This is a genomic window from Microbacterium phyllosphaerae (assembly GCF_050628115.1).
GTDB classification, from domain to species: domain Bacteria; phylum Actinomycetota; class Actinomycetes; order Actinomycetales; family Microbacteriaceae; genus Microbacterium; species Microbacterium phyllosphaerae_A.
The window spans coordinates 3,652,059-3,678,929 of the sequence record NZ_CP192502.1 but is presented as its reverse complement, the minus strand read 5'-3'; the positions used below and the strand labels follow the sequence as shown (position 1 = coordinate 3,678,929).

The window sequence follows — 26,871 nt, the reverse complement described above, 5'->3', positions numbered from 1 at the left end:
CCTGGCGACATGCATTCCGCGCGTCTCCGTCTCTTCGCCGGTGGTCCGCCGACGGTGAAAGCCCAGTCTCTGGGTGAAGCTCTCAGGCCCATGACAGAGGGGGAGTTCCGAGGAACGGCGACACCGCTGTTCCGCCCGACCCAGCCCGGGAGAACTCCATGTCCGACCCTCGCTACACCCCGCTCCGCGAGCGCCATGAGGCGCTCGGCGCCTCGTTCACCGATTTCGGCGGCTGGCAGATGCCGGTGCGCTACACCTCCGACCTCGCCGAGCACCACGCGGTGCGTCAGGCCGCCGGGATCTTCGACATCTCGCACATGGCGGAGTTCATGATCACCGGAGACTTCGCAGGCGCCTTCCTCGACTACTCTCTCGCCGGTCGTCTGTCGGCGATGTCCGTCGGCAAGGCGAAGTACTCGCTCATGCTGGCCGACGACGGCGGGATCATCGATGACGTCATCGTCTACCGCCTCGCCGAGGATCGGTTCCTGGTGATCGCGAACGCGGGCAACCGCGGATTCGTCGACGGGGCGTTCGCTTCGCGGATCCGTTCGTTCCCCTCACGGATCGAGCGTGAACGGCCGGCGCTCACGGCCGGCGAGGAGCGCACCTTCGAGGGCTTCCTCGGAGACCGCGGCGTCGACGTCGAGGACGTCTCCGACGAGTACGCGCTGCTCGCCGTGCAGGGCCCCGCATCCGAGAGCATCCTCTCGACGACGGCGGGCATCACCGACCTCGGGACCCCGTGGTCGGAGCAGAAGTACTATGCCTGGGCCGATGCCTCGTTCCTCGAAGGCCCGCTGCTCCTCGCCCGCACCGGGTACACGGGGGAGGACGGCTTCGAGCTTCTCGTCCGGGTCGCCGACGCCCCGGCGCTCTGGGACGCGCTCGTCGAGGCCGGTCAGGCGCACGGTCTCGTCCCGGCCGGTCTCGCCGCACGCGACACGCTCCGGCTCGAGGCGGGTATGCCCCTCTACGGCCACGAACTCTCCCGTGAGACCAAGCCGTCGCAGGCCGGTCTCGGCCGGGTCGTCGTCTCCGACAAAGAGACCTTCATCGGCAAGGGCGCGGTGGATGCCGCATCCGATGCCCCGGTGCTCGTGGGCCTCGTCGCTGAAGGCAAGCGCGCAGGCCGTGCCGGATACCCCGTCGTCGATCAGGACGGCGGCGTACTCGGCGAGATCACTAGCGGTGCGCTGAGCCCGACGCTCGGTCACCCGATCGCCATGGCCTACGTCGAACCGTCTTCCGCTGCGGAGGGAACCGCAGTATTCCTTGATGTGCGGGGGACCAGGATCCCCGCGACCGTGACCGCTCTGCCTTTCTACCGGAGGACCAAATGACCGACCTCAACGCCCTCAGCTACACCGACGAGCACGAGTGGATCGCCGCTGACGGCGACACCGTGACGATCGGCATCACCGACTACGCGGCCGACAAGCTGGGCGACGTCGTGTTCGTCGAGCTCCCCGCCGTCGGCACCGAGATCGCCGCAGGCTCCGTCGTCGGCGAGATCGAGTCGACCAAGTCGGTCGGCGAGCTCTACGCACCGGTCACCGGCACGGTCGTCGAGATCAACGACACCGTCGTCGATGACCCCTCGCTCGTGAACGCGGAGCCGTTCGCCGGCGGCTGGCTCATCAAGGTCGCAGTGGCCGCGGGTGCGCTCGAGGGTCTGATGGACCGCGACGCGTACGTCGCTCTGACGGAGGGCTGATCGACCAGTGGTCTCCTTCGCCGATCGTCACATCGGAACCACCGAATCCACGCAGCGCCAGATGCTCGACGCGCTGGGTGTCGAGTCCGCGCTCGAGGACTGGAGCCCGGTCGAGGCGCTGATGCGCCAGGCCGTGCCCTCCTCGATCTTCACCTCAGCCTCCATGGACTCGGTCATCCCTCGCGCAGCGAGCGAGACCGAGGCTCTCGCCGAGCTGCGGGCGATCGCCGCTCGCAACACGGTGAACCGGCCGATGATCGGCCTCGGGTACTACGGCACGGTCACCCCGCAGGTGATCCAGCGCAACGTGCTCGAGAACCCCTCCTGGTACACGGCCTACACGCCGTACCAGCCGGAGATCTCGCAGGGGCGCCTCGAGGCGCTGATCAACTTCCAGACGATGGTGGCCGAGCTCACCGGTCTCACCACGGCGAACGCGTCGATGCTCGACGAGTCGACCGCGGTCGTCGAGGGGATGCTTCTGGCGCGCCGAGCGTCGAAGAAGGCGTCGAATGTGTTCGCCGTCGACGCCGACGCCTTCCCGCAGACGAAGGCACTGCTCGAGACCCGGGCCGAGGCGGTGGGCATCGAACTGGTGTCCGTCGACTTCGCGGCCGGCGAGGGGCTGCCCGCGGAGCTGTTCGGCGTCTTCGTGCAGTACCCGGGGGCTTCCGGACGAGTGTGGAACCCGGCAGCCGTGATCGATGCGACGCACCTGGCGGGCGGACTCGCCGTCGTCGCGGCCGATCTGCTCGCGCTGACCCTCATCGCGTCGCCGGGCTCGCTCGGCGCCGATGTCGCGGTCGGGACGACCCAGCGCTTCGGCGTGCCCATCGGCTTCGGAGGCCCGCACGCCGGCTACATGGCCGTGCGTGCCGGACTCGAGCGGCAGCTGCCCGGGCGCCTCGTCGGAGTCTCGGTCGATGCGGACGGCAAGCCGGCGTACCGGCTGTCCCTGCAGACCCGCGAGCAGCACATCCGCCGTGAGAAGGCGACCAGCAACATCTGCACCGCGCAGGTCCTGCTCGCGGTCATGGCGTCGATGTACGCGGTCTACCACGGGCCTGACGGGCTGAAGACGATCGCGCGGGAGGTCGCGGCCAAGACCGCGATGCTGCGCGAGTGGCTCGCCGATGCGGGGGCCGACGTCGTGCACGACTCGTTCTTCGACACCCTCCAGGTGCGTGTTCCGGGGCGAGCGGCCGAATACGTGGAGCAGGCTCATCACGGCTTCGGCATCCTGCTGCACGCCGCTGACGCCGACACGATCGGCATCTCGGTCGACGAGACCACCACGGTCTCCGAGCTCCACCAGGTCGCCCAGGTGTTCGGCGGCGCCCGGGAGCGGGCATTCGGGTTCTTCGGATCCGGATCGCAGGGCGCCCTGCCCGGTGACCTGCTGCGCCAGGACGAGTACCTCACGCACCCCGTGTTCCACGCGCACCGCAGCGAGACGGCGATGATGCGCTACCTCAAGAGCCTCGCGGATCGTGACTACGCGCTCGATCGCGGCATGATCCCGCTCGGGTCGTGCACGATGAAGCTCAACGCCGCCACCGAGATGGCATCGATCACGTGGCCGGAGTTCGCGGGCATCCACCCGTTCGCACCGGCATCCGATGTCGAGGGGTACCTCGACATGATCACCCAGCTCGAGGCGTGGCTCGCCGAGGTCACCGGGTACGACGCGGTGTCGCTGCAGCCGAACGCGGGTTCGCAGGGTGAGCTCGCAGGGCTTCTCGCGATCCGCGGCTACCACCTGGCGAACGGCGACGCGCAGCGCACGGTGTGTCTGATCCCGTCGTCGGCCCACGGGACGAACGCCGCCTCGGCGGTACTGGCGGGGATGAAGGTCGTCGTCGTCGCCTGCGACGAGCTCGGCAACGTCGACCTCGATGACCTGCGGGCGAAGATCACGGCGCACGCCGACGAGCTGTCCGCCCTGATGATCACCTATCCGTCCACGCACGGTGTCTACGAGCAGGACGTGGTGGAGATCACGACCGCCGTGCACGACGCCGGCGGACAGGTCTATGTCGACGGTGCGAACCTCAACGCGCTGCTCGGCTACGCGCGCTTCGGCGACCTGGGCGGCGACGTCTCGCACCTCAACCTGCACAAGACGTTCGCGATCCCGCACGGCGGCGGCGGCCCCGGTGTGGGCCCTGTCGCGGCCAAGGCGCACCTCGCGCCCTACCTGCCGTCGCACCCGCTCGCGCAGCGGGCGGAGCACGCGGGCGGATTCGTCTTCGAGGGCGGCGCGGTGTCGGCGGCACCGTACGGCTCGGCGGGCATCCTCCCGATCTCGTGGTCGTACGTGCGGATGATGGGGGCCGACGGCCTCCGCCATGCGACCGCCGCAGCGGTGCTCTCGGCGAACTACATCGCCGCGCGCCTCGGCGAGCACTACCCGGTGCTGTACGCGGGCGAGAACGGCCGCGTCGCGCACGAGTGCATCCTCGACCTGCGTCCTCTCAAGGAGGCGACCGGGATCACGGTCGATGACGTCGCCAAGCGCCTCATCGACTACGGCTTCCACGCCCCGACCATGTCGTTCCCCGTCGCCGGCACGCTGATGGTCGAGCCCACGGAGTCCGAGGATCTCGGCGAGATCGAGCGCTTCATCGAGGCCATGATCATGATCAAGGCCGAGGCGGATGCAGTTGCGGCGGGCCGCTGGCCCGCCGACGACAACCCTCTGGTGCACGCGCCGCACACCGCGGTCTCGCTGATCGCGGGGGAGTGGAACCACTCGTACACCCGCGAGGACGCCGCCTATCCGGTGCACGCCCTGGTCGCCGGAAAGTACTGGCCGCCGGTGCGCCGCATCGACCAGGCGTACGGAGATCGCAACCTCGTCTGCGCCTGCCCGCCGATCGAGGCCTTCGCCTGACACCCCCACGAGAAGCGGGGCCGGATGCTGATCGCATCCGGCCCCGCTTCTCGTTTCCGTGCATTCCCGCATGTTTCCGCGATATTACGTATGGTCACCACTCAGTAACGGTTCATTAGCCGAGTGCGATGCCGCCTGAAACGCGGGTTACAGTCAACTATCCCTACGCGCTCGATTGTGAGCGCGCAGTCTGATGAATTCCGTCCACAGGAGGACACAAGTGAAGCGCAACAAGATCGCCCTTGCGGGCACCGCGCTGTTCGCGATCGGCGCCCTGGCGCTCGCGGGCTGCGCGAGCGGTGGAGGCAACGAAGGCGACGGCGGCTCCGGCGCGAACGTCGACGCAGATGCCATCATCACCACGAACGGCTCCGAGCCGGAGAACCCGCTGATCCCGACCAACACCAACGAGGTGGGTGGCGGAAAGATCCTCGACGAGATCTTCGCTGGTCTGATCTACTACGACGCCGAAGGCGCCCCGGTCAACGACGTGGCTGAGGAGATCACCACGGAGGACCCGCAGAACATCACCGTCAAGATCCGTGAGGGGCTGACCTTCACCGATGGTGAAGAGGTCACCGCCGACAACTTCATCAAGGCGTGGAACTACGGCGCACAGGCAGAGAACGCCCAGCTGTCGGGCTACTTCTTCGAGGACATCGAAGGCTTCATCAACGACGCGGGCGACCCGGCCAACCCCGATGACGACATCTTCGGTGCACAGGGCGACATGGCCGGCCTGAAGCAGGTCGACGACTACACCTTCACGATCGCGCTGAACAAGCCGGCCTCCGACTTCGCTCTGCGTCTCGGCTACTCGGCGTTCTACCCGCTGCCCGACGCGGCCTTCGAAGACATCGAGGCGTTCGGCCAGAACCCGATCGGCAACGGCCCGTACAAGATCGGCGCCGACGACGCGTGGCAGCATGACGTCCAGATCGATCTCGTCCGCAACGACGATTACGACGGCCCCCGCAAGGCGGCCAACGGCGGTCTGACGATCAAGTTCTACGCGACGCAGGAAGCGGCATACGCAGACCTGCTGTCGAACGAGGTCGACGTCATCGACGCGATCCCGACGAACTCGCTCCCGGTCTTCGCCGACGAGCTCGGTGACCGTGCCGTGAACCAGCCCTCGGCTGTGTTCCAGTCGTTCACCATCGGCCAGTTCCTCCCGCACTTCAGCGGCGAAGAGGGCCAGCTGCGTCGTCAGGCGCTGTCGATGGCGATCAACCGCGAAGAGATCACCGAGACCATCTTCTCGGGTACGCGCACCCCGGCAGCCGACTTCACGTCGCCGGTCATCGACGGCTGGTCCGACTCGGTTCCCGGTAGCGAGGTCCTCGACTTCGATCCCGAGAAGGCGAAGGAGCTGTGGGCCGAGGCCGACGCCATCTCCCCGTGGGACGGCGAGTTCAAGATCGCGTACAACTCCGATGGCGGACACGACGCCTGGGTCGACGCGGTGAGCAACAGCATCAAGAACACGCTGGGCATCGAGGCATCGGGTGACCCGTACCCGACCTTCCAGGATCTTCGCACGAAGATCAACGACCGCTCCATCACCACGGCAGCGCGTTCGGGCTGGCAGGCCGACTACCCGGGTCTGTACAACTTCCTCGGACCGCTCTACGCCACGGGCGCCGGTTCCAACGACGGTGACTACTCGAACCCCGAGTTCGACGACCTCATCTCCGCAGGCATCAGCAACCCGGACGCCGACGCTCAGCTCGAGGACTTCACCAAGGCGCAGGAGGTCCTGTTCCAGGATCTTCCCGCGATCCCGCTGTGGTACTCGAACGTGACCGGTGGCTTCAGCGAGAACGTCGACAACGTCACGTTCGGCTGGAACTCGGTTCCGCTGTACTACGAGATCACGAAGGCCGGCGAGTAAGTCTGACGGCACTTCACCTGTGAGGCGGTGACGATTCTTCGTCACCGCCTCACAGGCTTGTGTTCACGTAGCTTTCTTTCCCCTCTAAGAAGGGACTAGCGGATGCTCGGTTACATTCTGAGGCGTCTTCTGCAGGTGATCCCGGTCTTCTTCGGAGCCACCCTGCTCATTTACTTCCTGGTGTTCGCCATGCCCGGCGACCCGATCCTCGCCCTGTTCGGCGACAAGACGCCGAGTCCGGCGGTCGTCAACCAGCTGCGGGAGCAGTACCACCTGAACGACCCGTTCATCGTGCAGTACTGGTACTACATCACCGGTGTTTTCCAGGGAGACCTGGGCACCACGTATTCCGGTCGACCGGTGTCGGCGGTCCTCGCCGCCACGCTTCCGGTCACAGGACGACTGGCCGTGATGGCGATCGCCATCGAGTTCGTGCTGGCGATCATCATCGGAACGATCTCTGCCCTCCGCAAGGGCAAGCTGTTCGACAACGTGTCTTTGATCGTGGCGCTCGTCGCGATCGCGATACCGATCTTCGTGGTCGCCTTCCTCGCTCAGTACTTCCTGGCGATCCAACTCGGATGGTTCAAACCCACGGTGGGCGCGGACAACGACTGGGGTGGGCTCTGGCTTCCAGCCATCGTGCTCGGCTTCAGCCTCTACGCCGTGAGCATGCGTCTGATGCGCAGCTCCGTCATCGAGACCCTGAACCAGGACTGGGTGCGCACCGCTTACAGCAAGGGGCTCTCGCGCAACCGCGTGCTCCCCGTGCACGTGCTGCGCAACTCGCTGATCCCCGTGATCACCAACTCCGCGACGAACTTCGGTGTGCTGCTCGTCGGCGCGACCGTCACCGAGGGCATCTTCAACGTGCCCGGTGTCGGCAACACCCTGTTCCAGGCAATCCAGCGCGGCGAGGGCCCGACGGTCGTCTCGTTCGTGACGGTGTTCGTCATCCTGTACGTGTTGGTGAACCTTCTCATCGACCTTCTTTACGGTCTGCTCGACCCGAGGATTCGCTATGCCTGATCCCACCTCCCAGAAGCACTACGTCGCCCCGGTCGAGACCGAGTCGATCGCCGTCGACGTCGTCCGCATCTCCGACAAGCCCAGCAACCTCTGGAGGGATGCCTGGTTCGACCTGCGCCGCCGTCCGCTGTTCTGGTTCTCCATCGCCCTCGCGGTCTTCTTCCTGGTGATGGCCCTGTGGCCGACGCTGTTCACCTCGACACCGCCGAACGACGACTGCCAGCTGTCCAACAGCAACGGCGGCCCGACCGCCGGGCATCCTCTCGGGTTCACCTTCCAGGGTTGCGACATCTACGCGCGCATCGTCTGGGGATCCCAGACCTCGCTGGCGGTCGGCCTGATCGCCACGGTGCTCTCGTCGGTCCTCGGCCTGATCATGGGAGCCCTTGCGGGGTTCTACGGCGGATGGCTCGACGGCCTGCTGTCGCGCATCGGTGACATCTTCTTCGCGATCCCCTACATCCTCGCGGCCGTGGTCGTGATGACCGTGTTCCGGGATGCACGTTCGGTATGGACTCTCGCGTTCGCGATCGGCGCGTTCGCGTGGGCCTCGACAGCGCGAGTCGTTCGAGCCGAGGTGCTCCGCGTACGACAGGCCGACTTCGTGATGGCATCCCAGGCGCTCGGCCAGTCGAAGTTCAAGATCCTCTTGAACCACGTCGTGCCGAACGCGATCGCACCGCTGCTCGTGGTGTCGACGCTCGGACTCGCGGCAGCGATCGTCGCTGAGGCGACGCTCTCGTTCCTCGGGGTCGGTCTCGGCAGCGACGTGATGTCGTGGGGTAACGACATCGCCAAGGCGCAGGCATCGCTGCGTGTCGCGCCGATGGCGCTCATCTATCCGTCGATCGCACTCACCCTCGCGGTGCTGGCGTTCGTCACCCTGGGCGAGCTCATCCGAGACGCCCTCGACCCGAAGGCGAGGGCACGCCGATGAGCGAGCGAATCACCGAACAGGTCCCGCTGCTGAGCATCCGCGATCTCAGCGTCGCGTTCCGCACGCAGGAGGGCCTGCGCGAAGTGCTCCACGGAGTCAGCTTCGATGTCATGCCCGGCGAGACGGTTGCGATCGTGGGCGAGTCGGGCTCGGGAAAGTCGACGACGGCCACGGCCATCGTGAATCTGCTGCCCGGTACCGGCCAGGTCACCGCTGGATCGATCACCCTGGAGGGGCGCGAGCTCACGACTCTCAACCGTCGTGAGATCGAAGCTGTCCGCGGTCGGGACATCGGCTTCGTGCCGCAGGACCCGATGTCGAACCTCAACCCCGTCTGGAGCATCGGCTTCCAGGTGAAGGAGGCGATCCGTGCGAACGGCATCGCCCAGGGGCGCGATGCGGCCAAGGCGCGCACCGTCGAGGTGCTGCAGCAGGCAGGGCTCGCGGACGCCGAGAAGCGTCTGCACCAGTTCCCGCATCAGTTCTCGGGAGGAATGCGTCAGCGTGCGCTGATCGGGATGGGCCTCGCGGCCGACCCGAAGCTGCTCATCGCCGACGAGCCGACCTCGGCTCTCGACGTGACGGTGCAGCGCGTGATCCTCGATCACATGGCCTCGCTCACTCGCGACAAGGGCACCTCGGTGCTCCTGATCACGCACGACCTCGGCCTCGCGGCAGAGCGTGCCGACAAGATCATCGTGATGAACGGCGGCAACATCGTCGAGGCGGGTCCCAGCCGCGAGATCCTCGAGAACCCGCAGCACCCGTACACCAAGCGTCTCGTGTCGGCGGCGCCGAGCGTGGCGTCGCAGCGCATCCAGGCGGTGGTGGAGGACCGGGGCATCGAGACGCTCGAAGACCTCTCCGCCATCCCGCCGACCGTGCGTGTCGCGGGGCTGACGAAGGACTACAAGATCCGTCAGGGGAACTTCCGCAGCGAAGCGTTCCGCGCGGTCGACGACGTGTCCTTCGAGATCCCTCGTGGCAAGACCCTCGCTCTTGTCGGCGAGTCGGGCTCGGGCAAGTCCACGGTCGCCAAGATGGTGTTGAAGCTCGAGGAGCCCACCAGTGGCACCATCGAGATCGACGGCCAGGATGTGTCGAAGCTCTCGAACGCGCAGGCGTTCGGCCTGCGTCGTCGCATGCAGCCGGTGTTCCAGGACCCGTACGGATCGCTCGATCCGCTGCGCAACATCGGCAACACGATCGCCGAACCGCTGCAGATCCACGGCGTCGGCGACCGCACGTCGCGTCGCGAACGCGTCGAGGAGCTCCTGGATCAGGTCTCGCTGCCACGGGTGCTCGCCACGCGGTATCCGAATGAGCTGTCGGGCGGACAGCGTCAGCGCGTGGCGATCGCCCGTGCGCTCGCGCTCAAGCCCGACATCATCGTGCTCGACGAGGCAGTGTCGGCGCTCGATGTGCTGGTGCAGGATCAGGTCCTGCAGCTGCTGGCCGAGCTCCAGTCGGAGCTCGGACTCACGTATCTGTTCATCACGCACGACCTCGCGGTCGTCCGTGTCTCGAGCGACCTCGTGTGCGTCATGGAGAAGGGCAGGATCGTCGAGCAGGGCACTGTCGACGAGATCTTCGCCAACCCGCAGCAGGAGTACACGGATCGCCTGCTGAAGGCGATCCCGGGCGCATCGATCACCCTCGGCGGTCACTGAGAGTGAGCGTCGAACCTCGACCGGAGGCCGCACGGACATTCCGTGCGGCCTCCGGGCCTGTCTCCCTCGTCCTCTGCTCGCTGCTGGCGCTCTTCCTGCTGGGCGACGCCGTCGTGCGCGCCGGCTGGGGACAGATGCTGCTGCTCGCTCCGTGGGTGCTGCTGGGGCTCTGGGTGGTCTACGAGATCGCTTTCGTCTCGGTCGTACGCGTCGACGCCCAGGGCGCCGTCGTGCAGAACATGCTCCGCCGCACGTCGTTCGGCTGGAGTCGGGTGCGCGACATCGACCTGCGCTGGCAGCTGGTGTTCTCCCTCGATGACGGCACCGACCTCTCGTGCTATGGCGGCCCCGCTCGTGCGCGCCCCGTCCGCCGCCCGACGAGCGGTGACGACGAGGCCAAGGCTCCGGCAGGTCTTCGCGACCTGACCGAGATCCGCGACCGGTGGCAGGCCGCACCGGCGACGGCGGATGCTCCTCTCCGACGCGCCTGGGATTCGCGGGCGCTCATCGCGCTCGGTGTGATCGTGCTCTGGGCCGTCGTATCGGTCGTCATCGCCAGCGCCTGAGCGCGTGCGTGAGGCCTGGCCGTCTCAGCCCGGAAGGCCGAACAGCGCGGGGAACGCGTCAGCGGCCCAGGGGTAGCCGACGAACACGGTCGCGTCGATCAGGAAGTGCGCCACCAGGAACGGCATGAGCCGGCCACTGCGCTGGAACAGCCAGCCGAACAGCAGGCCCATCGCGAAGTTGCCGATGAAGGCGCCAGGACCCTGGTAGAGGTGGTAGCTCGCGCGCAGCAGCGACGTCGTCAGGATGATGGTCCACGGACCCCACCCGAGCTGCTTCAGGCGGGCGAACAGATATCCCAGCACCACGAACTCCTCCTGCAGCGATGCACGGGCTGCCGCGAGAAGGAGGATCGGCACGGTCCACCAGTGGGCGCCCTGGCCTGAGGGGTCGACCGCGACGAAGATTCCCATGGCTCTTCCGGCCAGGTAGAGCCCGATGCCCGGGATGCCGATCGCCGCGACGAGCAGCACGCCCCGCCCGATGTCGGCACTCACGCGGGTCCCGTCGAGGCCGAGCCTGCCGAGGTGCGGCCTCGACGACTGCCAGAGCAGGAAGCAGACCAGCAGCACCGGGACGATCGAGAATCCGATCGAGAGGATCTGATAGATCAGGTCGAAGATCTCCCGATCGCTCCGCGAAGGATTGAGCGCGGCCGTCTGATCTGCGAGAGGAGTCTCGTCGGTGAGCCGGTAGGCCAGCTGCACGATCGCGTACACCGCGGACTGCCCGAGCCCGAGAGCCAGCACGATCGCGATCTCCCACCACAGACGACTTCGAGAGGGAGTGGGGGAGAGGTCGACATCGGTCACGCACACGATCGTACTTCGGCGTTCAGGAACGACTCGCCCGAATACGATAGTCTGGAACGTCGGCTTCTCGGCAAAACCCCACACTCTTTAGGACATATGCATGGCGCACGCCCTTCGCTCTGACCTCCGCAACGTCGCAATCGTCGCGCACGTCGACCACGGCAAGACCACTCTCGTCGACGCCATGCTGCGTCAGACGGGCTCGTTCGGCGAACACGCCCACGTCGATGAGCGCGCCATGGACTCGAACGACCTCGAGCGTGAGAAGGGCATCACGATCCTCGCCAAGAACACGGCGATCACGTACAAGGGCAAGCATGCTCAGGGCAAGGAGATCACGATCAACGTGATCGACACCCCGGGTCACGCCGACTTCGGTGGTGAGGTCGAGCGCGGCCTGTCCATGGTCGACGGTGTCGTCCTGCTGGTCGACGCGAGCGAGGGCCCGCTGCCGCAGACGCGCTTCGTGCTGCGCAAGGCTCTCGAGTCCAAGCTCCCCGTTATCCTCCTGGTCAACAAGACCGACCGTCCCGACGCTCGCATCGCCGAGGTCGAGGAAGAAGCCCACGACCTGCTCCTGGGCCTCGCCTCCGACCTCGTCGACGACGTGCCCGACCTCGACGTCGACGCGCTGCTCGACGTGCCGGTGGTCTACGCCTCCGGTCGTGCCGGCGCGGCATCGCAGAACCGTCCCGCCGACGGTTCGCTGCCCGACAACGACGACCTCGAGCCGCTCTTCGAGGCGATCCTCGAGCACGTCCCCGCTCCGGCGTACGACGACGAGCACCCGCTGCAGGCCTGGGTCACGAACCTCGACTCCAGCCCCTTCCTCGGTCGCCTCGCGCTGCTGCGCGTGTTCAACGGCACGCTCAAGAAGGGCCAGACCGTCGCCTGGGTCCGTGCCGACGGCACGCACCAGAACGCGCGCATCACGGAGCTGCTCAAGACCCGTGCGCTCGAGCGCTACCCCGCCGACTCGGCGGGCCCCGGCGACATCGTCGCCATCGCCGGCTTCGAGAACATCACGATCGGCGAGACCATCGCCGACCCCGAGGACGTCCGCCCACTTCCTGCGATCACGGTCGACGACCCCGCCATCTCGATGACGATCGGCACCAACACCTCGCCGCTCATGGGCAAGGTCAAGGGTCACAAGCTCACCGCTCGCATGGTCAAGGACCGTCTCGACAAGGAGCTGATCGGTAACGTCTCGCTCAAGGTCGTCGACATCGGGCGTCCCGACGCGTGGGAGGTGCAGGGCCGCGGCGAGCTGGCTCTGGCGATCCTCGTCGAGAACATGCGCCGTGAGGGCTTCGAGCTCACCGTCGGCAAGCCGCAGGTGGTCACGAAGAAGATCGACGGCAAGACCTACGAGCCGTTCGAGCACCTCACGATCGACACGCCGGAGGAGCACCTCGGCGCGATCACGCAGCTTCTCGCGAACCGCAAGGGCCGCATGGAGAACATGACCAACCACGGCACCGGTTGGGTGCGCATGGAGTTCATCGTCCCCTCGCGCGGTCTGATCGGCTTCCGCAGCGAGTTCCTCACCACGACACGTGGCACGGGTATCGCCAACGCGATCTCGCACGGCTACGAGCCGTGGGCCGGCTCCATCACGACCCGTCAGAACGGATCGATCGTCGCCGACCGTCAGGGTGTCGTCACGCCGTTCGCGATGATCGCCCTGCAGGAGCGCATGTCGTTCTTCGTGCAGCCCACGCAGGAGGTCTACGAGGGCATGGTCATCGGCGAGAACTCGCGCGCCGACGACATGGACGTCAACATCACCAAGGAGAAGAAGCTCACCAACATGCGTGCGGCGAGCTCCGACACCTTCGAGTCGATGACGCCGCCGCGCCAGCTGACGCTCGAAGAGAGCCTCGAGTTCGCTCGCGACGACGAATGCGTCGAGGTCACGCCCGAGGTCGTCCGCATCCGCAAGGTGAACCTCGACGCGAACACCCGTGCGCGTGAGACCGCTCGACTGAAGCGCCAGGACGCCAACGTCTGAGAATCGTCTAAGAAAAGGGGCCCTGCACTGCCGGAATCGGCGGTGCAGGGCCCCTTTCTCACGAAACGTCCAGGTGCTCCGTTGCAGAATCGTTACCTTGCGCCTGGGGCGATCTCCCGATGAGTGTCCTGTGACGGGCGTACGACGACCCGAAAGTCGAACCCATGCTTCACACCTCCCGTGCGCTTCGGCGCGCCCACGCGGCGGCGTCCGCCCGTAACGCGGTCACCGCACGCCGCCCCAAGTTGATCTTCGGTACGGTCGCGGGTGCTGTCCTCGGACTCGCGGTCACCGTCGGAATGGCGGCGGGCCCGGCTGCCGGGGCGGAGATGCCGGATGCTGTCGCCGAGGTGACCTCGTTCGTGACCGGCGGCGAGCCCCTGGCCAAGATCGCCGACGACTCGGCGATCACGATCGCTCTGGCAGAGGACGCCGTGACCGCGGCAGACGCCCTCAACGCCGAGGTCGCGGCCTCGGGTCTCGACCTCGGCGCGGACCCCTCGTCGGTCGCGACCGACGAGCTCGCCGCCGACATCGACCGCCTGAGCGGCGATCGCGACTCCATGTCCGCGCTCCTGCTCTCCTCCGTCGCCGTCGCGACCTCCACCGGTACCGACGAGGTCATCGCCGGCACGGCCGCGCTGCAGGCCTCGTTCACCGCCGCGCAGGAGAAGAAGGCGGCCGACGACGCTGCCAAGGCTGCGGCCGAGCAGGCGGCGGCGGAGGCTGCCGCGCTGGCGCAGGCGAACACCCCCGAGGGCGCGAAGGCCACCGCACGCCAGATGATGGCCGACAAGTACGGATGGGGCGAGGACCAGTTCTCCTGCCTCAACTCGCTCTGGACCAAGGAGTCGGGCTGGAACTACCAGGCGTACAACGCGTCGGGGGGAGCCACAGGCATCCCGCAGGCGCTTCCCGGAAGCAAGATGGCCTCCGCCGGAAGTGACTGGCAGACCAATGCGGCCACCCAGATCGCCTGGGGGCTGGGCTACATCGACTCCGTATACGGGGCACCCTGCAGCGCCTGGGGCCACTCGCAGGCGTCGAACTGGTACTGATCCCGCGCGCCGTAGAAGGCCTCCGCCGAGACCCACCCCGCACCGGATGCGGCGGTGGGTCTCGGCGTTTCGCATGCCGTCTCGATGCGATCGGAACTGCCTCTAGGCAGCACGACGCGATGCCACTACCTTGAGCGGTGACGGCTGGGGGGTCGTGGATCCGAGGAGAACGAATGGACGTCGCGGCGTTGTCACGCTCTGGTCTTCAACGTCCTGGTCACGGCAGCCCCCGCTGAGCTCGCGGGCGACGTCGGATCCCTCCGCGGAACGACCCAGAACCTCGCGTCGGCCGTCGGAACCGCCCTGGCAGGGGCGCTGCTCGTCTCTCTGCTCGGCCTGAGCATCGGTCGCGCGGTGGTGGAGCATCCTGAGCTGCCGCCCACACTAGTGGCGCAGGTCGACATGGACAACCTGAACTTCGTCAGCAACGACGATCTCCGCGCGGCTCTCGAGCAGACGGATGCGACCCCCGCGCAGATCGACGCCGCGGTGGCGGTCAACGAGGAGTCGCGCCTCGGCACCCTGCGCCTCGGGCTGCTGCTGCTCGCGGGGCTCAGCGCCGTGGCGATCCTCCCGGCGTCTCGTCTGCCGAAGTACAAGCCCGACGAGATCCCCGATCCGTCACCGGCGACGGACACCGACTGACCTCAGCGGGACCTCAGCCTGAACTCAGCGCAGCTCCGAGATGAGCACGGCACTGGTTCCGGGCGCCGTGGCCTCGAACACGTGCGGTGCGTCGCCGGCATAGGAGAGATAGTCGCCGGGGTTCAGCAGCACGGGTTCGCCCGCGGGTCCGATCTGCGCCTGTCCGGAGATGAGGATCACGTGCTCCGTCGTCCCGGCATGATGCGGGTCCGAGCGTCTCGGATCTCCGGGCTCCGCCTGGATCAGGTAGACATCCCGACGCGCCCCGGGCGGGCTGGCGGAGAGCAGTGTCGCGCTGTACGCCGCCGCGGAGGAGGGGACGCCCGCGAGATCGTCGGCACGGATCAGGGTGGGGGCGTTGGTCTGCTGATCGACGAGGACGGCGAACGGCACGCCCAGCGCGACGCCCAGCGCCCAGAGGGTCTCGACGCTGGGGTTGCCCGAACCTGACTCGAGCTGCGAGACCGTGGCCTTCGAGATCCCCGCGCGACGGGCGAGCTCGGAGACCGACAGTCCGGCGGCCTCTCTTTCTCGGCGCAGGGTACGGGCGATGCGGGTGCGGAGATCCTCCATGCGTTCATCATGTCAAACGATTGTTCGCTTGACTATCCATCGAGCACTGTTCAGAATGATGAGCGTGTGTTCACCGAATCGAACGGCCCGTTCATGAGCGCCGAGCGCGAGGTCTGGTGTGAGGCGCTCGGCGTCGTGCTCGCCACCAGCGCCTACGGCATCTCGTTCGGCGCGCTGGCCGTGGCATCCGGTCTCGACGTCTGGCAGTCCTGCGTGCTCAGCCTGCTGATGTTCACCGGCGGGTCGCAGTTCGCCTTCGTCGGTGTCTTCGCCGCCGGGGGATTCGCCGCGCTGCCGTCGGCCATCGCCTCGGCCGCGCTGCTCGGCGTGCGCAATGTCGCCTACGGCATGCGGATGTCGCCGATCGTCGGCATGACCCCTGCGCGGCGGGTGGCCGCCGCGCATTTCACGATCGACGAGTCGACCGCGGTCGCCATCTCGCAGAGCGACCCGCGGCTTCGCCAAGTGGGCTTCTGGGTCACGGGCATCGGCATCTTCGTCGGATGGAACGCCACGACCCTCATCGGAGCGCTGGTGGGTGATGTGCTCGGTGATCCGAAGACCTGGGGACTGGATGCCGCTGCTGCTGCGGCCTTTCTCGCTCTGCTGTGGCCACGGCTCAAGCAGCGTCAGGCGATCGCCGTCGGCGTCGCGGCAGCGGTCGTGGCGGCGGCTCTCACACCGTTCATCATGCCGGGGCTCCCGGTGCTGGTCGCCGCGGTCGTGGCGATCATCGTCGGATGGTTCGACTGGCTCGGTCGGGACGCCCCGGTCGGACCTGACGATCCGGGGGTGGGCAGTTGAGCGTCTGGAGCGCGATCCTGCTGGCCGCGGTGATCTGCCTCGCGCTCAAAGCCGTCGGATACCTGGTGCCGCCGAGGGTGCTGGAAGCGCCTCGACCCGCGCGCATCTCGGATCTGCTCACCGTCGCCCTGCTTGCAGCACTCGTGGCGGTGCAGACCCTGGGGGCGGGGCAGGCCGTCGTCGTGGATGCGCGAGTGCCCGCGCTGCTCGTCGCGGCGGGACTGCTGTGGCTGCGGCAGTCGTTCCTGGTCGTGGTCTTCGCTGCGGCCGCAGTGGCCGCTCTGCTGCGTCTGCTCGGTCTCGCGGTCTGACGCCGGACCGCGGCATGATCCGGGCGCAGGGCGACCGCGCGTAGGATCGTCTCGTGCGTATCGGATGGATCTCCCGGGTGCTCTCCTGGATAGCGGCGGCCCTCGTGGGCGGCGTGTTCGGCGTGGCCGGCACGATCGGCCACAGTCTGACGTGGGGGCCGATCCCCGTGGGCCTCATCGTCGGCGCCATCGCCTGCGGCGCGATCCTCGTGGCGATCCGGGCGCTCACCCACGATCGGGGCGCGACCCTCGCCGCCGGTCTCGGGATGCTGGGGATGCTCGTCCTCATCTCCGGCGTCGGCCCCGGCGGATCCGTCGTGGTCGAGGACACGCTCAGCGGTCGCATCTGGATCTATCTGGTCGCAGGTCTCGTACTGCTCGCCGTCGCGTGGCCGTCGTTCTCTCGGCTGCCTGTCCGCACGGATGCCGTGGCGGAGCCCGCTGCACTGCAGGCCCGACCGCACGGCGACGACGCGGCTTCGCCCACTCGAGGACCCGCGCTGGGCGATCGGACAGGTCGCGAGTCGTAGACTGAGGGGGTGACGTATGTGATCGCCCTTCCGTGCGTCGATGTCAAGGATCGCGCCTGCATCGACGAGTGCCCCGTTGACTGTATCTACGAGGGCGAACGCTCGCTGTACATCCATCCCGACGAGTGCGTCGACTGCGGCGCCTGCGAGCCGGTCTGCCCCGTCGAGGCGATCTACTACGAAGACGATCTGCCCGACGAGTGGCAGGACTACTACAAGGCCAACGTCGAGTTCTTCGACGAGGTCGGCTCGCCCGGTGGTGCGGCGAAGGTCGGCGTCATCGCGCACGACCACCCCATCATCACAGCCCTCCCTCCCCAGGGCGAGTAGTCCGTGAGCGTCCGCGACCTCGCAGACTACCCCTGGGATGCCGTCGTCCCGTACCGTGAGCGCGCAGCCCTGCATCCCCAGGGCATCGTCGATCTCTCCGTGGGATCGCCCGTCGATCCGACGCCCGAGCTGATCCGTCGGGCGCTGTCCGACGCAACCGACGCGCACGCCTACCCGCAGACCGTCGGGACTCCGGCGCTCCGCGAGGCGATCGTCGACTGGTACGCGCGGCGCAGGGGAGTGCCCGACCTCACCGTGGCCAATGTCCTTCCGACGATCGGCTCGAAGGAGCTCGTCGCGCTGCTGCCGACCCTCCTGGGTCTCGGGGAGGGCGACATCGTGGTGCACCCGCGCATCGCCTACCCGACCTACGAGGTCGGCGCTCGCGTCGTCGGTGCCACGCCTCTGGCCGCCGATGACCCCGCCGAATGGCCCGAGGGTGTGAAGCTGATCTGGATCAACACCCCGGGAAACCCCGACGGACGCACGTGGACCGTCGACGAGCTCTCGGCAGCGGTGCGCCGCGCGCGTGAGATCGGCGCGGTTCTCGCCAGCGATGAGTGTTATGCGGAACTCGGCTGGGACGGTCGCTGGGCGAGCGAGCCCATTCCATCGATCCTCGATCCCCGCGTGACGGACGGCAGCAGAGCGAATCTGCTCAGTGTGTACTCGCTGAGCAAGCAGTCGAACCTCGCCGGCTACCGGGCAGCGTTCGTCGCCGGATGCGCGCGCATTGTCGGCGAGCTGCTCACGGCACGCAAGCATCTCGGTCTCATGCCGCCCGAGCCCGTGCAGCATGCGATGGCCGTCGCCCTCGGCGACGACGAGCATGTCGCGGCGCAGAAGGAGCTGTACCGGCACCGGCGCGAGACCCTGCGCCCCGCGCTCGAGGCTGCGGGATTCCGCATCGACGGCTCCGAGGCGGGGCTGTACCTGTGGGCAACCGAAGGGCAGGATGCGTGGGCAAGCATCGCCCGGCTCGCCGACCTCGGCATCCTCGCAGGCCCGGGCCCCTTCTACGGGCCGCACTCCACGCAGCACGTGCGTCTTGCTCTGACGGCCCCGTCCGAGCGAATAGCCGAGGGTGCTCGGCGCCTGCACGCGCAGGCTCTGTAGCTTCTCTCCCTACCATTGCCTTTCTTTTGTCCGATGTCACAGTAGGCCGGTGTGCCTACTAGGCTGTAAAGGCGATTCGGTCATGTATCGATGATCTCGATCCGACCTGGTGCACAGCGCCGTGACATCGCCACATCCGACTTGATGAAGATCCATGAGGAGGCCCGCGTGAGCGCAGCGGCAGAGCAGCAGGCGACGGCGAAGCTGACGATCGGCGAGACCACTGCGGAGTTCCCGCTCGTGCGCGGCACGGCAGGAACCGACAGCATCGACTTCTCGACGCTGACCCGCCAGACCGGTTATACGGGACTCGACTACGGGTTCGTCAACACGGCGTCGACGAAGTCCGCGATCACGTTCATCGACGGGGACAAGGGGATCTTGCGCTACCGCGGGTACCCGATCGAGCAGCTCGCGGGCTCGACCAGCTACCTCGAGGTCGCCTGGCTCCTGATCTACGGCGAGCTGCCTTCTGCCGCCGAGCTCGCAGAGTTCGACGAGAAGATCCGTCGGCACACGCTGCTGCACGAAGATCTGAAGCGCTTCTTCTCGGCTCTCCCGCACACGGCGCACCCGATGTCGGTGCTGTCGTCGGCCGTCGCCGCACTGTCGACCTATTACGAGGGTCAGACCGACCCGCACAACCCCGAGCACGTCGAGCTCAACATGATCCGCATGCTCGCCAAGCTGCCGGTCATCGCGGCATACGCGCACAAGAAGAGCGTCGGTCAGGCGTTCCTCTACCCCGACAACTCTCTCGGGTTCGTGGAGAACTTCCTCAAGCTCAACTTCGGCGTGCACTCCGAGGAGTACCAGGTCAACCCGGTCATGTCGAAGGCGCTCGAGCTCCTGCTGATCCTGCATGAGGACCACGAGCAGAACGCCTCGACGTCGACCGTGCGTCTGGTCGGGTCCACCGGCGCGAACCAGTTCGCCTCCATCTCCGCGGGCATCCAGGCGCTCTCGGGCCCGCTGCACGGCGGCGCGAACGAAGCCGTCCTCACCATGCTCGGTCAGATCCGCGACTCCGGTCAGAGCGTGTCGCGTTTCGTCGAGCGGGTGAAGAACAAGGAAGAGGGCGTGAAGCTGATGGGCTTCGGGCACCGGGTCTACAAGAACTACGACCCCCGCGCCAAGCTCGTCAAGGAGGCGGCCGGCGAGGTCCTCGCAGAGCTCGGCGTCACCGACCCGCTGCTCGACCTGGCGCAGGAGCTCGAGGAACTCGCCCTCGCCGACGACTACTTCAAGGAGCGTCGTCTGTACCCGAACGTCGATTTCTACACGGGCGTGATCTACAAGGCGATGGGGTTCCCCACGCGCATGTTCACCGTGCTGTTCGCTATCGGACGCCTGCCGGGCTGGCTCGCACAGTGGCGCGAGTTGCAGCTCGACCCGCAGACCAAGATCGGCCGCCCGCAGCAGCTCTACACGGGATCCCCCGAGCGCACCTTCCAGACCCGCTGATCCGACGCGCTATGCCCGTCGTCACCGCTGAGGCCGTCGTTCCGGTCGATCCGGCGACGGCCTTCGCAGTCTCGCAGACGACCGGAGCCGCGCGCAGGCGCTGGGATCCGTTCATCAGCGAGCAGCACTTCCTCGATGGTGCGGTCGTCGCGGCCAAGGATGTGCGCACCTACACGCGCCAGCGCTTGGGCTTCTCGATGGTGAGCCGCTACGTGTCCTACGCCCCGCCGCGCAACGTCGGCATGGTCATGGAGACCGGGCCGTGGTTCTTCACCAAGCTCGGCGGCGGCTGGCGGTTCATCGAGGTTCCCGAGGGCACGCTCGCCGTGTGGAAGTACAACTTCTCGTGCCGGCCGGCGTGGATTGCTCCGATCGCGGAGTGGATCGGCGTGCGGGTTCTCGGGTTCGAGATCCGACGACGCATCGCCGGCTTCGCCCGCGGATGCTCCGACCCGCAGGTGCTGGACGCCGTTCGTCGCTGACGAGAGACGAGATCACGCCTTGTCCCGGCCTCGGGAACAGGGTTACGAAAAGGCGGGTGCCCCGATGCCTGAGCATCGGCGCACCCGCCTTGTCATGTCTGAGGGTCAGCGGCCCTGCGAGCCGCGACCACGGCCGCCCTGGCCGCCGGAGCGGGACTGGCCGCCACCCTGACGGGACCCTGCCTGAGCACCTTGTCCCTGTCCGCCCTGACCACCGGAGCGGGGGCGACGGCTGCGACGCGACGGCGGGTTGGCTGCGGAGTTCCGCTCGCCCCCTGCCGGACGCTGCTTCGACGACTGACGCTGCTGCTGCTGCGGCTGCACAGGAGCCGGGCGCACGTGCGGCGCACGCTCGGGCACGAGCTCGGTGACGGCGTTCGACGTGAGCGGTTCGAGGGCGGCCGTGATGGCCGCCTTGCGGAGGAGGTCCTTCACATCGCGACGCTGTTCGGGCAGCACGACCGTGACGACCGTTCCGGCGGCGCCCGCACGAGCGGTGCGACCGGAGCGGTGCAGGTACGCCTTGTGCTCCATGGGCGGGTCGACGTGGACGACCAGGTCGACGTTGTCGACGTGCACGCCACGGGCGGCGACGTCGGTCGCGACGAGAACGCGCACTCCGCCGTCTTCGGGGTCGGACGAGAACGCGCCGAGGTTGCGCTCACGCGCGTTCTGCGAGAGGTTGCCGTGCAGGTCGACGGCCGGGATGCCGGCGGCGGTGAGCTGCTTCGCGAGCTTCTTCGCCTGGTGCTTGGTGCGGGTGAAGAGGATGCGGCGGCCGGTGCCGGAGGCGAGGTCGCGCACGAGCGTGGTCTTGTTGTCGGGCGAGTCGACCACGAGCACGCGGTGCGTCATCTCGCCGACCGGAACGCTCTCTTCGTCGACCTCGTGGCTCACGGCGTTCGAGAGGAAGCGACGCGCGAGGGTGTCGATGCCGCGGTCGAGCGTCGCGCTGAACAGCAGGCGCTGGCCACCGGCGGGGGTGGCGGTGAGGATGCGGGTGACGCCGGGCAGGAAGCCGAGGTCAGCCATGTGGTCGGCCTCGTCGAGCACGGTGACCTCGACGGCGTCGAGCTGCACGACCCGCTGCTTCATGAGGTCTTCCAGGCGGCCGGGGCATGCGACGACGATGTCGACGCCGTTGCGCATGGCCTGCTCCTGCGGGCGCTGGCTCACGCCGCCGAAGACGGTGGTGACGCGCAGGCCCTTGGCCTCGGCGAGGGGAGCGATGGTCGCGGCGATCTGGGTGGCGAGCTCACGGGTCGGTGCGAGCACCAGACCGCGCGGGTGGTTCGGACGGCTCTTGCGCGAAGAGGCCGCAAGACGCGAGACGAGGGGAAGCGCGAATGCGATCGTCTTGCCGCTGCCGGTGCGGCCGCGGCCGAGGAGGTCGCGGCCCGCGAGAGAGTCGGGAAGCGTGTCGCGCTGAATCGCGAACGCCTCGGTCTTGCCGTCCTTCGCGAGGACGGCGGCGAGGTCGGCGGGCACGCCGAGATCGAGGAAGGAAGTCATGAAGTATCTCCGAGAATGCACGCACGAACCATCGGGCCGGGTGCGGGAAGGTGGGCGACGGCGCGGGATCGCGCATCGTTTCGCCGTTCGAAATGGCCAGAACCAGGCAAGTGGCGCGGGAGCGTGTCGACGACGCAGACGTCTCGCATCGCGAGGAGCGTCGCCTCGACACTATCACGCGTCAGATGCAGAAACCTGGGACGTCGCCCGCCCAGCGAGTCGGTGTCAGGCGTGCAGCGCGTCGTTGAGGGTCACTCCGACGCCGGCACGTCTGACGGCCTCGACCGCTCCGCTGAGCGAGTTGCGACGGAACAGCAGGCCGTCCTGGCCCGAGAGCTCAGCCGCCTTGACGGTCTTCTTGCCGCCGTCGGGCGTGGTGGGGCCGTCGACGAGGACGACCTTGGTGCCCGCCGTGACGTAGAGACCGGCCTCCACCACGCAATCGTCGCCGAGCGAGATGCCGATGCCGGCGTTCGCCCCGAGCAGTGTGCGGGAACCGATCGACACACGGTGTGCGCCGCCCCCGGACAGGGTGCCCATGATCGATGACCCGCCGCCGATGTCACTGCCGTCGCCCACGACGACGCCCTGCGAGATGCGGCCCTCGACCATCGATGCTCCGAGCGTGCCGGCGTTGAAGTTCACGAAGCCCTCGTGCATGACCGTGGTGCCGGGGGAGAGGTGAGCGCCGAGCCGGACGCGCGAGGCGTCGGCGATCCGGACGCCGGCGGGCTGCACGTAGTCGCTGAGCCGCGGGAACTTGTCGAGGCCCTGCACCTGGATGCCGGCGCGCTGCAGCAGCGGACGGAGCCGGGCCGCGTCATCGGGGTGCACGGGGCCGGCGTTCGTCCACGCCACGTTCGGCAGATGGGCGAAGATGCCGTCGAGGTTGAGCTGGTTCGGACGCACAGCCAGGTGCGACAGCGCGTGCAGGCGCAGGTAGGCGTCGACGGTCGATGCCGGTGGGGCATCCAGGTCGATCTGCAGCTGGACGGTCTCCACCGTGACGTTGCGACGCTCGTCGGGGCCGGCCAGGGCCTCGAGGGTGACGAGCGCGGCCGCGGCGTCCGCGGCCGACGGGGTGTCGGTGCGCACCTCGGGGAACCAGGCATCGAGAACGGTGCCGTTGCCGGAGATCGTCGAAAGTCCAGTACCCCACACGGTGCGCGCCTCAGTCATGACTCAACGCTATCGCGACGGGATATGCGCGATCGCACAGATGTCGGGGTAAGTAGGCTGGGGTCATGGTGCTCGATCTGACAGCGTCCTCCGTCGACCTGACCCGCGCGATCTGTGACATCTCGAGTGTCTCGGGTGACGAGAAGACCCTCGCGGATGCCATCGAGGAGGCGATCTCGGCCTTCGATCACCTCGAGGTGATCCGCCACGGCAACACGATCGTCGCCCGTACGCATCTCGGGCGCGAGCAGCGGGTCGCGATCGCCGGTCACATCGACACGGTGCCGATCAACGACAACGTGCCGACGAAGGACATCGAGATCGACGGCGTCGCCTACCTCTGGGGCCGCGGAACCGTCGACATGAAGAGCGGCACCGCCGTGCAGCTCAAGCTCGCCGCCGAGCTCACCGAGCCCTCGGTCGACGTCACCTGGATGTGGTACGACAACGAGGAGGTCGAGGCGTCGAAGAACGGCCTGGCGCTTCTCGCCGCGGTGCGCCCCGATCTCTTCCAGGCCGACTTCGCGATCCTCGGCGAGCCGTCGAACGGCGAGGTCGAGGGCGGCTGCAACGGCACGATGCGCGCGATCGTGCGCACCACAGGGGTCCGCGCCCACGCGGCGCGCGCCTGGATCGGCGAGAACGCGATCCATCGCGCGGCCCCGATCCTCGCTCGTCTCGCCGAGTACCGCGCCAGGGAGATCCCGGTAGACGGGCTGCTCTACCGCGAGAGCATGAGCGCAGTGCGCATCGCCGGGGGAGTCGCGGGCAATGTCATCCCCGACGCCTGCGAGGTCGAGGTCAACTACCGGTTCGCGCCGAGCAAGTCCGCCGCCGACGCCGAGGCTCATATCCGCAACCTGCTCGCCGGTTTCGACGTCGAGATCACAGATGCCGCAGAAGGCGCCCGCCCGGGGCTCGACGCCCCCATCGCGCAGGAGTTCGTCACCGCCGTCGGCGCCGAACCCCGCCCGAAGTACGGCTGGACCGACGTGGCGCGCTTCTCGGCCCTCGGCATCCCCGCCGTCAACTACGGCCCCGGCGACCCCCACCTCGCGCACCACGACGAGGAGCGGGTGCCCCTCGCGCAGATCGACGCGGTCGAGCGAGGACTGCGCACGTGGCTCAGCTCGCGCTGACCGCCACCCGTCGCTGGGCGAGTGCTCCGCTCCTGCTGCGGATCGCGCTCGTATACCTGGTCGCTCGTGCGGTGACCACCGCGCTGATGATCACGGCGGCGCTGCTGTCGACCTCTGTGTCTCGATTCGGCGCGGATCCCGGCCTCGCCGACTTCGTCGTCGCCTGGGACGCGCAGTGGTACTGGCTCGTGGCGGAAGAAGGATATCCGTCCGACCTGCCGCTCACCCAGTCCGGCGACGTCGCCGAGAACGCCTGGGCATTCATGCCCGTCTTCGCGTTCGCGGCCAAGGGCATCGGCTTCCTGTTCGGGTCATGGGGGATGGGCGCCTTCCTGCTGTCCTTCGTCGCCGGGTACTTCGCGTGCGTCGCACTGCACCGCCTGCTGCGCGACCGCATCGGGCAGCAGGCCGCGATGTGGTCGGTCGTGTTCTTCGCGTCGGGGCCGATCGCCGCGATGTTCCAGGTCGGCTACGCGGAGACCCTCTTCCTCCTCTTGCTCTTCCTCGCACTCGACGCCACGGTGCGTCGTCAGTACACGTGGCTGTACCTGCTGATCCCGATCATGGCTTTCACGCGTCCGGGCATCCTCGCCTTCGCGCTCTACCTGGGTCTGCACGGCATCCTGCGCTGGTGGCACCGGCGCGAGGACCCGCTTGCGACCCGAGAGGTCGTGCACATCGTCGCCCTCGGCGCTCTGGCGACGTTCGCCGGCTTCTCGTGGCAGCTGATCGCCGGCTTCGTCACCGGAGATCCAGGGGCCTACCTCGCGACCGAGCTCTCCTGGCGCCGGAACTGGCTCGTCGGCGGGGTGGAGGGATTCATCCCCTTCGAGGGATGGATCCAGGCGTCCCAGTTCTGGTTCGGTCAGTGGGGGCTTCCGACATCGTGGGGGCCGGTGGTGCTCGCGCTCCTGGTGGTGGCGGCCGGCGCCGCACTGATCTACCTGCCGCAGGTGCGCGCACTCGGTCCGGATCTGCGTCTGTGGAGCGCGAGCTACCTGCTCTACCTGCTCGCGGTCTTCTTCCCGCAGTCCAGCACCTTCCGGCTGCTGCTTCCGCTGAGCCCTGCCTGGGGAGCGCTCGCCGTGCCGCGATCGCGCCGCTGGCGAGTGGGCGTTCTGGCCGCCTGTCTAGGGGGCCAGTGGCTCTGGATCTATCACGTCTACGCCCTCGGGAACACCTTCTGGCAGGTGCCGTGAATGTTAAGGCTTGATGCATTTCTTCATAGGGGACATCCAGGTTCGGGTAACACCCGATAAACTGGTCGCATACCACCGGAGGAAAAGGAGCCCACGATGGCAGCGATGAAGCCGAGGACCGGAGACGGACCCATGGAGGCCGTGAAAGAAGGGCGACTCATCATCGTGCGCGTCCCGCTCGAAGGAGGCGGCCGTCTGGTCGTCTCCGTGAACGACGCAGAGGCGAAGGAACTTCACGACGTGCTGGCAGCCGTCGTGGCACCCGCCTGATCGAACTCGAATTCGCGCACGCGGATTCACGAAGAGGGCGACGGATCGATGATCCGTCGCCCTCTTTCCGTCGTGATGGTCTGATCGCTCAGGAGTCTCCGACGCTGATCACCTGCAGCAGGCCCTCGCCGGTCGTGGACACCGTGGCGAGCACCGCGGATGACTCCTGCGTCTCCTGGATGAGCGAGCGATAGGCCGAGGTGACCTCGTCTCGCTGCACGGGGTCGGCGACGCGGCCTCCACCGAGAACGCGGGGGACCAGGACCATACCGCCGGTGCGCACGAGCCGCAGCCCGTGCTCGACGTAGTCGATGACGTTCTCTGGGTCTGCGTCGACGAGCACGATGTCGTACGACGCCTCGTTCATGCGCGGCAGCACGTCGGCAGCGCGTCCGGTGATGAATCGCGCCTTCGTCGCCGGGATGCGCGCATCCGCGAACGCCTGACGAGCGGCGGCCAGATGCTCCGGCTCGTTGTCGATCGAGGTCAGAACGGCCTGCGGTGCACCGCGCAGCAGCCAGAGCCCTGAGACCCCGGCCCCGGTGCCGATCTCGACGATCGATCGAGCGCCTGTCGCGGCGGCCAGCACGGAGATCTGCGAGCCGACGGCCGCGCTGATCGGCGACGCGCCGAGCTCGACGGCGTGCGCGCGGGCGCGGGCGATCGGCGACGGCTCCACGATGGATTCGCGGATGAAACGTGCGTTCGCATCGTTCTCGCTCATTGCCT

Annotated in this window: 26 protein-coding genes; 21 read left to right on the top strand and 5 right to left on the bottom strand. The window is 67.7% G+C overall.

What is annotated here, in order from left to right; genetic code table 11:
* Positions 1–158 precede the first annotated feature (158 nt).
* The 8 genes from ACQ4LY_RS17650 (at position 159) to ACQ4LY_RS17615 (ending at position 10,706) form a co-directional block, all read left to right on the top strand.
* Complete coding sequence (locus ACQ4LY_RS17650) at positions 159–1,343, top strand: glycine cleavage system aminomethyltransferase GcvT (protein ID WP_431073637.1); 1,185 nt, start codon at positions 159–161, stop codon at positions 1,341–1,343.
* Complete coding sequence (gcvH, locus tag ACQ4LY_RS17645) at positions 1,340–1,717, top strand: glycine cleavage system protein GcvH (RefSeq protein ID WP_056508773.1); 378 nt, start codon at positions 1,340–1,342, stop codon at positions 1,715–1,717. Before ACQ4LY_RS17650 ends, gcvH begins: the two co-directional genes overlap by 4 nt.
* A gap of 61 nt (positions 1,718–1,778) precedes the next feature.
* Entirely contained in the window at positions 1,779–4,610 is a 2,832-nt protein-coding gene (gene gcvP / locus ACQ4LY_RS17640) for an aminomethyl-transferring glycine dehydrogenase (RefSeq protein WP_431075720.1), read from the top strand.
* Positions 4,611–4,830: 220 nt separating this feature from the next.
* Positions 4,831–6,504 carry a peptide ABC transporter substrate-binding protein gene (locus ACQ4LY_RS17635; RefSeq protein WP_431073633.1) on the top strand — a complete coding sequence of 558 codons (1,674 nt, stop codon included), beginning with the start codon at positions 4,831–4,833 and terminating at the stop codon, positions 6,502–6,504.
* Between the two features lie 102 nt (positions 6,505–6,606).
* Complete coding sequence (locus tag ACQ4LY_RS17630; RefSeq protein ID WP_056508779.1) at positions 6,607–7,533, top strand: ABC transporter permease; 927 nt, start codon at positions 6,607–6,609, stop codon at positions 7,531–7,533.
* A complete protein-coding gene (locus ACQ4LY_RS17625) occupies positions 7,526–8,470 on the top strand; it encodes an ABC transporter permease (protein ID WP_431073630.1) in 945 nt (314 codons plus the stop codon). Before ACQ4LY_RS17630 ends, ACQ4LY_RS17625 begins: the two co-directional genes overlap by 8 nt.
* Positions 8,467–10,140 carry a dipeptide ABC transporter ATP-binding protein gene (locus ACQ4LY_RS17620; RefSeq protein WP_431073628.1) on the top strand — a complete coding sequence of 558 codons (1,674 nt, stop codon included), beginning with the start codon at positions 8,467–8,469 and terminating at the stop codon, positions 10,138–10,140. Before ACQ4LY_RS17625 ends, ACQ4LY_RS17620 begins: the two co-directional genes overlap by 4 nt.
* Before the next feature lie 2 nt (positions 10,141–10,142).
* Positions 10,143–10,706 carry a PH domain-containing protein gene (locus ACQ4LY_RS17615; RefSeq protein ID WP_431073626.1) on the top strand — a complete coding sequence of 188 codons (564 nt, stop codon included), beginning with the start codon at positions 10,143–10,145 and terminating at the stop codon, positions 10,704–10,706.
* Between the two features lie 24 nt (positions 10,707–10,730).
* Here ACQ4LY_RS17615 and ACQ4LY_RS17610 read toward each other — a convergent pair whose 3' ends face one another.
* Positions 10,731–11,516, bottom strand: a complete 786-nt coding sequence (locus ACQ4LY_RS17610) for a CPBP family intramembrane glutamic endopeptidase (protein WP_431073624.1) — start codon at positions 11,514–11,516, stop codon at positions 10,731–10,733.
* Positions 11,517–11,616: 100 nt separating this feature from the next.
* On the opposite strand from ACQ4LY_RS17610, the gene typA reads away from it, so the two are divergent.
* The 3 genes from typA to ACQ4LY_RS17595 all read left to right on the top strand — a co-directional run bounded on the left by typA (position 11,617) and on the right by ACQ4LY_RS17595 (position 15,233).
* On the top strand, positions 11,617–13,530 hold the full coding sequence (gene typA / locus ACQ4LY_RS17605; RefSeq protein WP_431073622.1) for a translational GTPase TypA: 1,914 nt from the start codon (positions 11,617–11,619) through the stop codon (positions 13,528–13,530).
* Between the two features lie 164 nt (positions 13,531–13,694).
* Positions 13,695–14,588: a phospholipase gene (locus ACQ4LY_RS17600; protein WP_431073620.1), complete on the top strand. Its 894-nt coding sequence runs from the start codon at positions 13,695–13,697 to the stop codon at positions 14,586–14,588.
* A 354-nt stretch (positions 14,589–14,942) separates the two neighbouring features.
* Positions 14,943–15,233, top strand: coding sequence for a hypothetical protein (locus ACQ4LY_RS17595; RefSeq protein WP_431073618.1), 291 nt, complete (start codon positions 14,943–14,945; stop codon positions 15,231–15,233).
* A 24-nt stretch (positions 15,234–15,257) separates the two neighbouring features.
* Here ACQ4LY_RS17595 and ACQ4LY_RS17590 read toward each other — a convergent pair whose 3' ends face one another.
* Positions 15,258–15,806 (bottom strand): helix-turn-helix domain-containing protein, encoded by a 549-nt coding sequence (locus ACQ4LY_RS17590; protein ID WP_120493244.1) that lies wholly within the window; start codon positions 15,804–15,806, stop codon positions 15,258–15,260.
* 93 nt (positions 15,807–15,899) lie between these two features.
* Here ACQ4LY_RS17590 and ACQ4LY_RS17585 point away from each other — a divergent pair, with 93 nt between their 5' ends.
* The 7 genes from ACQ4LY_RS17585 (at position 15,900) to ACQ4LY_RS17555 (ending at position 20,843) form a co-directional block, all read left to right on the top strand.
* Positions 15,900–16,610 (top strand): AzlC family ABC transporter permease, encoded by a 711-nt coding sequence (locus tag ACQ4LY_RS17585; protein ID WP_431075719.1) that lies wholly within the window; start codon positions 15,900–15,902, stop codon positions 16,608–16,610.
* Entirely contained in the window at positions 16,607–16,921 is a 315-nt protein-coding gene (locus tag ACQ4LY_RS17580) for an AzlD domain-containing protein (protein ID WP_431073616.1), read from the top strand. Before ACQ4LY_RS17585 ends, ACQ4LY_RS17580 begins: the two co-directional genes overlap by 4 nt.
* Positions 16,922–16,974: 53 nt before the next feature.
* The gene (locus ACQ4LY_RS17575) at positions 16,975–17,451 is read left to right on the top strand and encodes a histidinol dehydrogenase (RefSeq protein ID WP_431073614.1); all 477 of its coding nucleotides are present in this window, start codon (positions 16,975–16,977) and stop codon (positions 17,449–17,451) included.
* 9 nt (positions 17,452–17,460) lie between these two features.
* On the top strand, positions 17,461–17,781 hold the full coding sequence (fdxA, locus tag ACQ4LY_RS17570; protein ID WP_341956961.1) for a ferredoxin: 321 nt from the start codon (positions 17,461–17,463) through the stop codon (positions 17,779–17,781).
* A 3-nt stretch (positions 17,782–17,784) separates the two neighbouring features.
* Positions 17,785–18,897: a succinyldiaminopimelate transaminase gene (dapC, locus tag ACQ4LY_RS17565; RefSeq protein WP_431073612.1), complete on the top strand. Its 1,113-nt coding sequence runs from the start codon at positions 17,785–17,787 to the stop codon at positions 18,895–18,897.
* A 144-nt stretch (positions 18,898–19,041) separates the two neighbouring features.
* On the top strand, positions 19,042–20,361 hold the full coding sequence (locus ACQ4LY_RS17560) for a citrate synthase (RefSeq protein WP_157534228.1): 1,320 nt from the start codon (positions 19,042–19,044) through the stop codon (positions 20,359–20,361).
* Positions 20,362–20,372: 11 nt separating this feature from the next.
* Positions 20,373–20,843, top strand: coding sequence for an SRPBCC family protein (locus ACQ4LY_RS17555; protein WP_431073610.1), 471 nt, complete (start codon positions 20,373–20,375; stop codon positions 20,841–20,843).
* A gap of 105 nt (positions 20,844–20,948) precedes the next feature.
* Here the strand turns inward: ACQ4LY_RS17555 and ACQ4LY_RS17550 are convergent, their stop codons facing one another.
* Positions 20,949–22,355: a DEAD/DEAH box helicase gene (locus ACQ4LY_RS17550; protein ID WP_431073608.1), complete on the bottom strand. Its 1,407-nt coding sequence runs from the start codon at positions 22,353–22,355 to the stop codon at positions 20,949–20,951.
* Between the two features lie 225 nt (positions 22,356–22,580).
* On the bottom strand, positions 22,581–23,534 hold the full coding sequence (dapD, locus tag ACQ4LY_RS17545) for a 2,3,4,5-tetrahydropyridine-2,6-dicarboxylate N-succinyltransferase (protein ID WP_431073606.1): 954 nt from the start codon (positions 23,532–23,534) through the stop codon (positions 22,581–22,583).
* A gap of 65 nt (positions 23,535–23,599) precedes the next feature.
* Between dapD and dapE the strand changes: the two genes are divergently transcribed.
* The 3 genes from dapE (at position 23,600) to ACQ4LY_RS17530 (ending at position 26,142) form a co-directional block, all read left to right on the top strand.
* Positions 23,600–24,673, top strand: a complete 1,074-nt coding sequence (gene dapE, locus ACQ4LY_RS17540; protein WP_431073604.1) for a succinyl-diaminopimelate desuccinylase — start codon at positions 23,600–23,602, stop codon at positions 24,671–24,673.
* Positions 24,655–25,872 (top strand): hypothetical protein, encoded by a 1,218-nt coding sequence (locus ACQ4LY_RS17535; protein ID WP_431073602.1) that lies wholly within the window; start codon positions 24,655–24,657, stop codon positions 25,870–25,872. The genes dapE and ACQ4LY_RS17535 overlap by 19 nt, the downstream gene beginning before the upstream one ends.
* Positions 25,873–25,968: 96 nt before the next feature.
* Positions 25,969–26,142, top strand: a complete 174-nt coding sequence (locus ACQ4LY_RS17530; protein ID WP_017203323.1) for a DUF3117 domain-containing protein — start codon at positions 25,969–25,971, stop codon at positions 26,140–26,142.
* An 88-nt stretch (positions 26,143–26,230) separates the two neighbouring features.
* Here ACQ4LY_RS17530 and ACQ4LY_RS17525 read toward each other — a convergent pair whose 3' ends face one another.
* Positions 26,231–26,866, bottom strand: a complete 636-nt coding sequence (locus ACQ4LY_RS17525; protein ID WP_431073600.1) for an O-methyltransferase — start codon at positions 26,864–26,866, stop codon at positions 26,231–26,233.
* Positions 26,867–26,871: the final 5 nt, after the last annotated feature.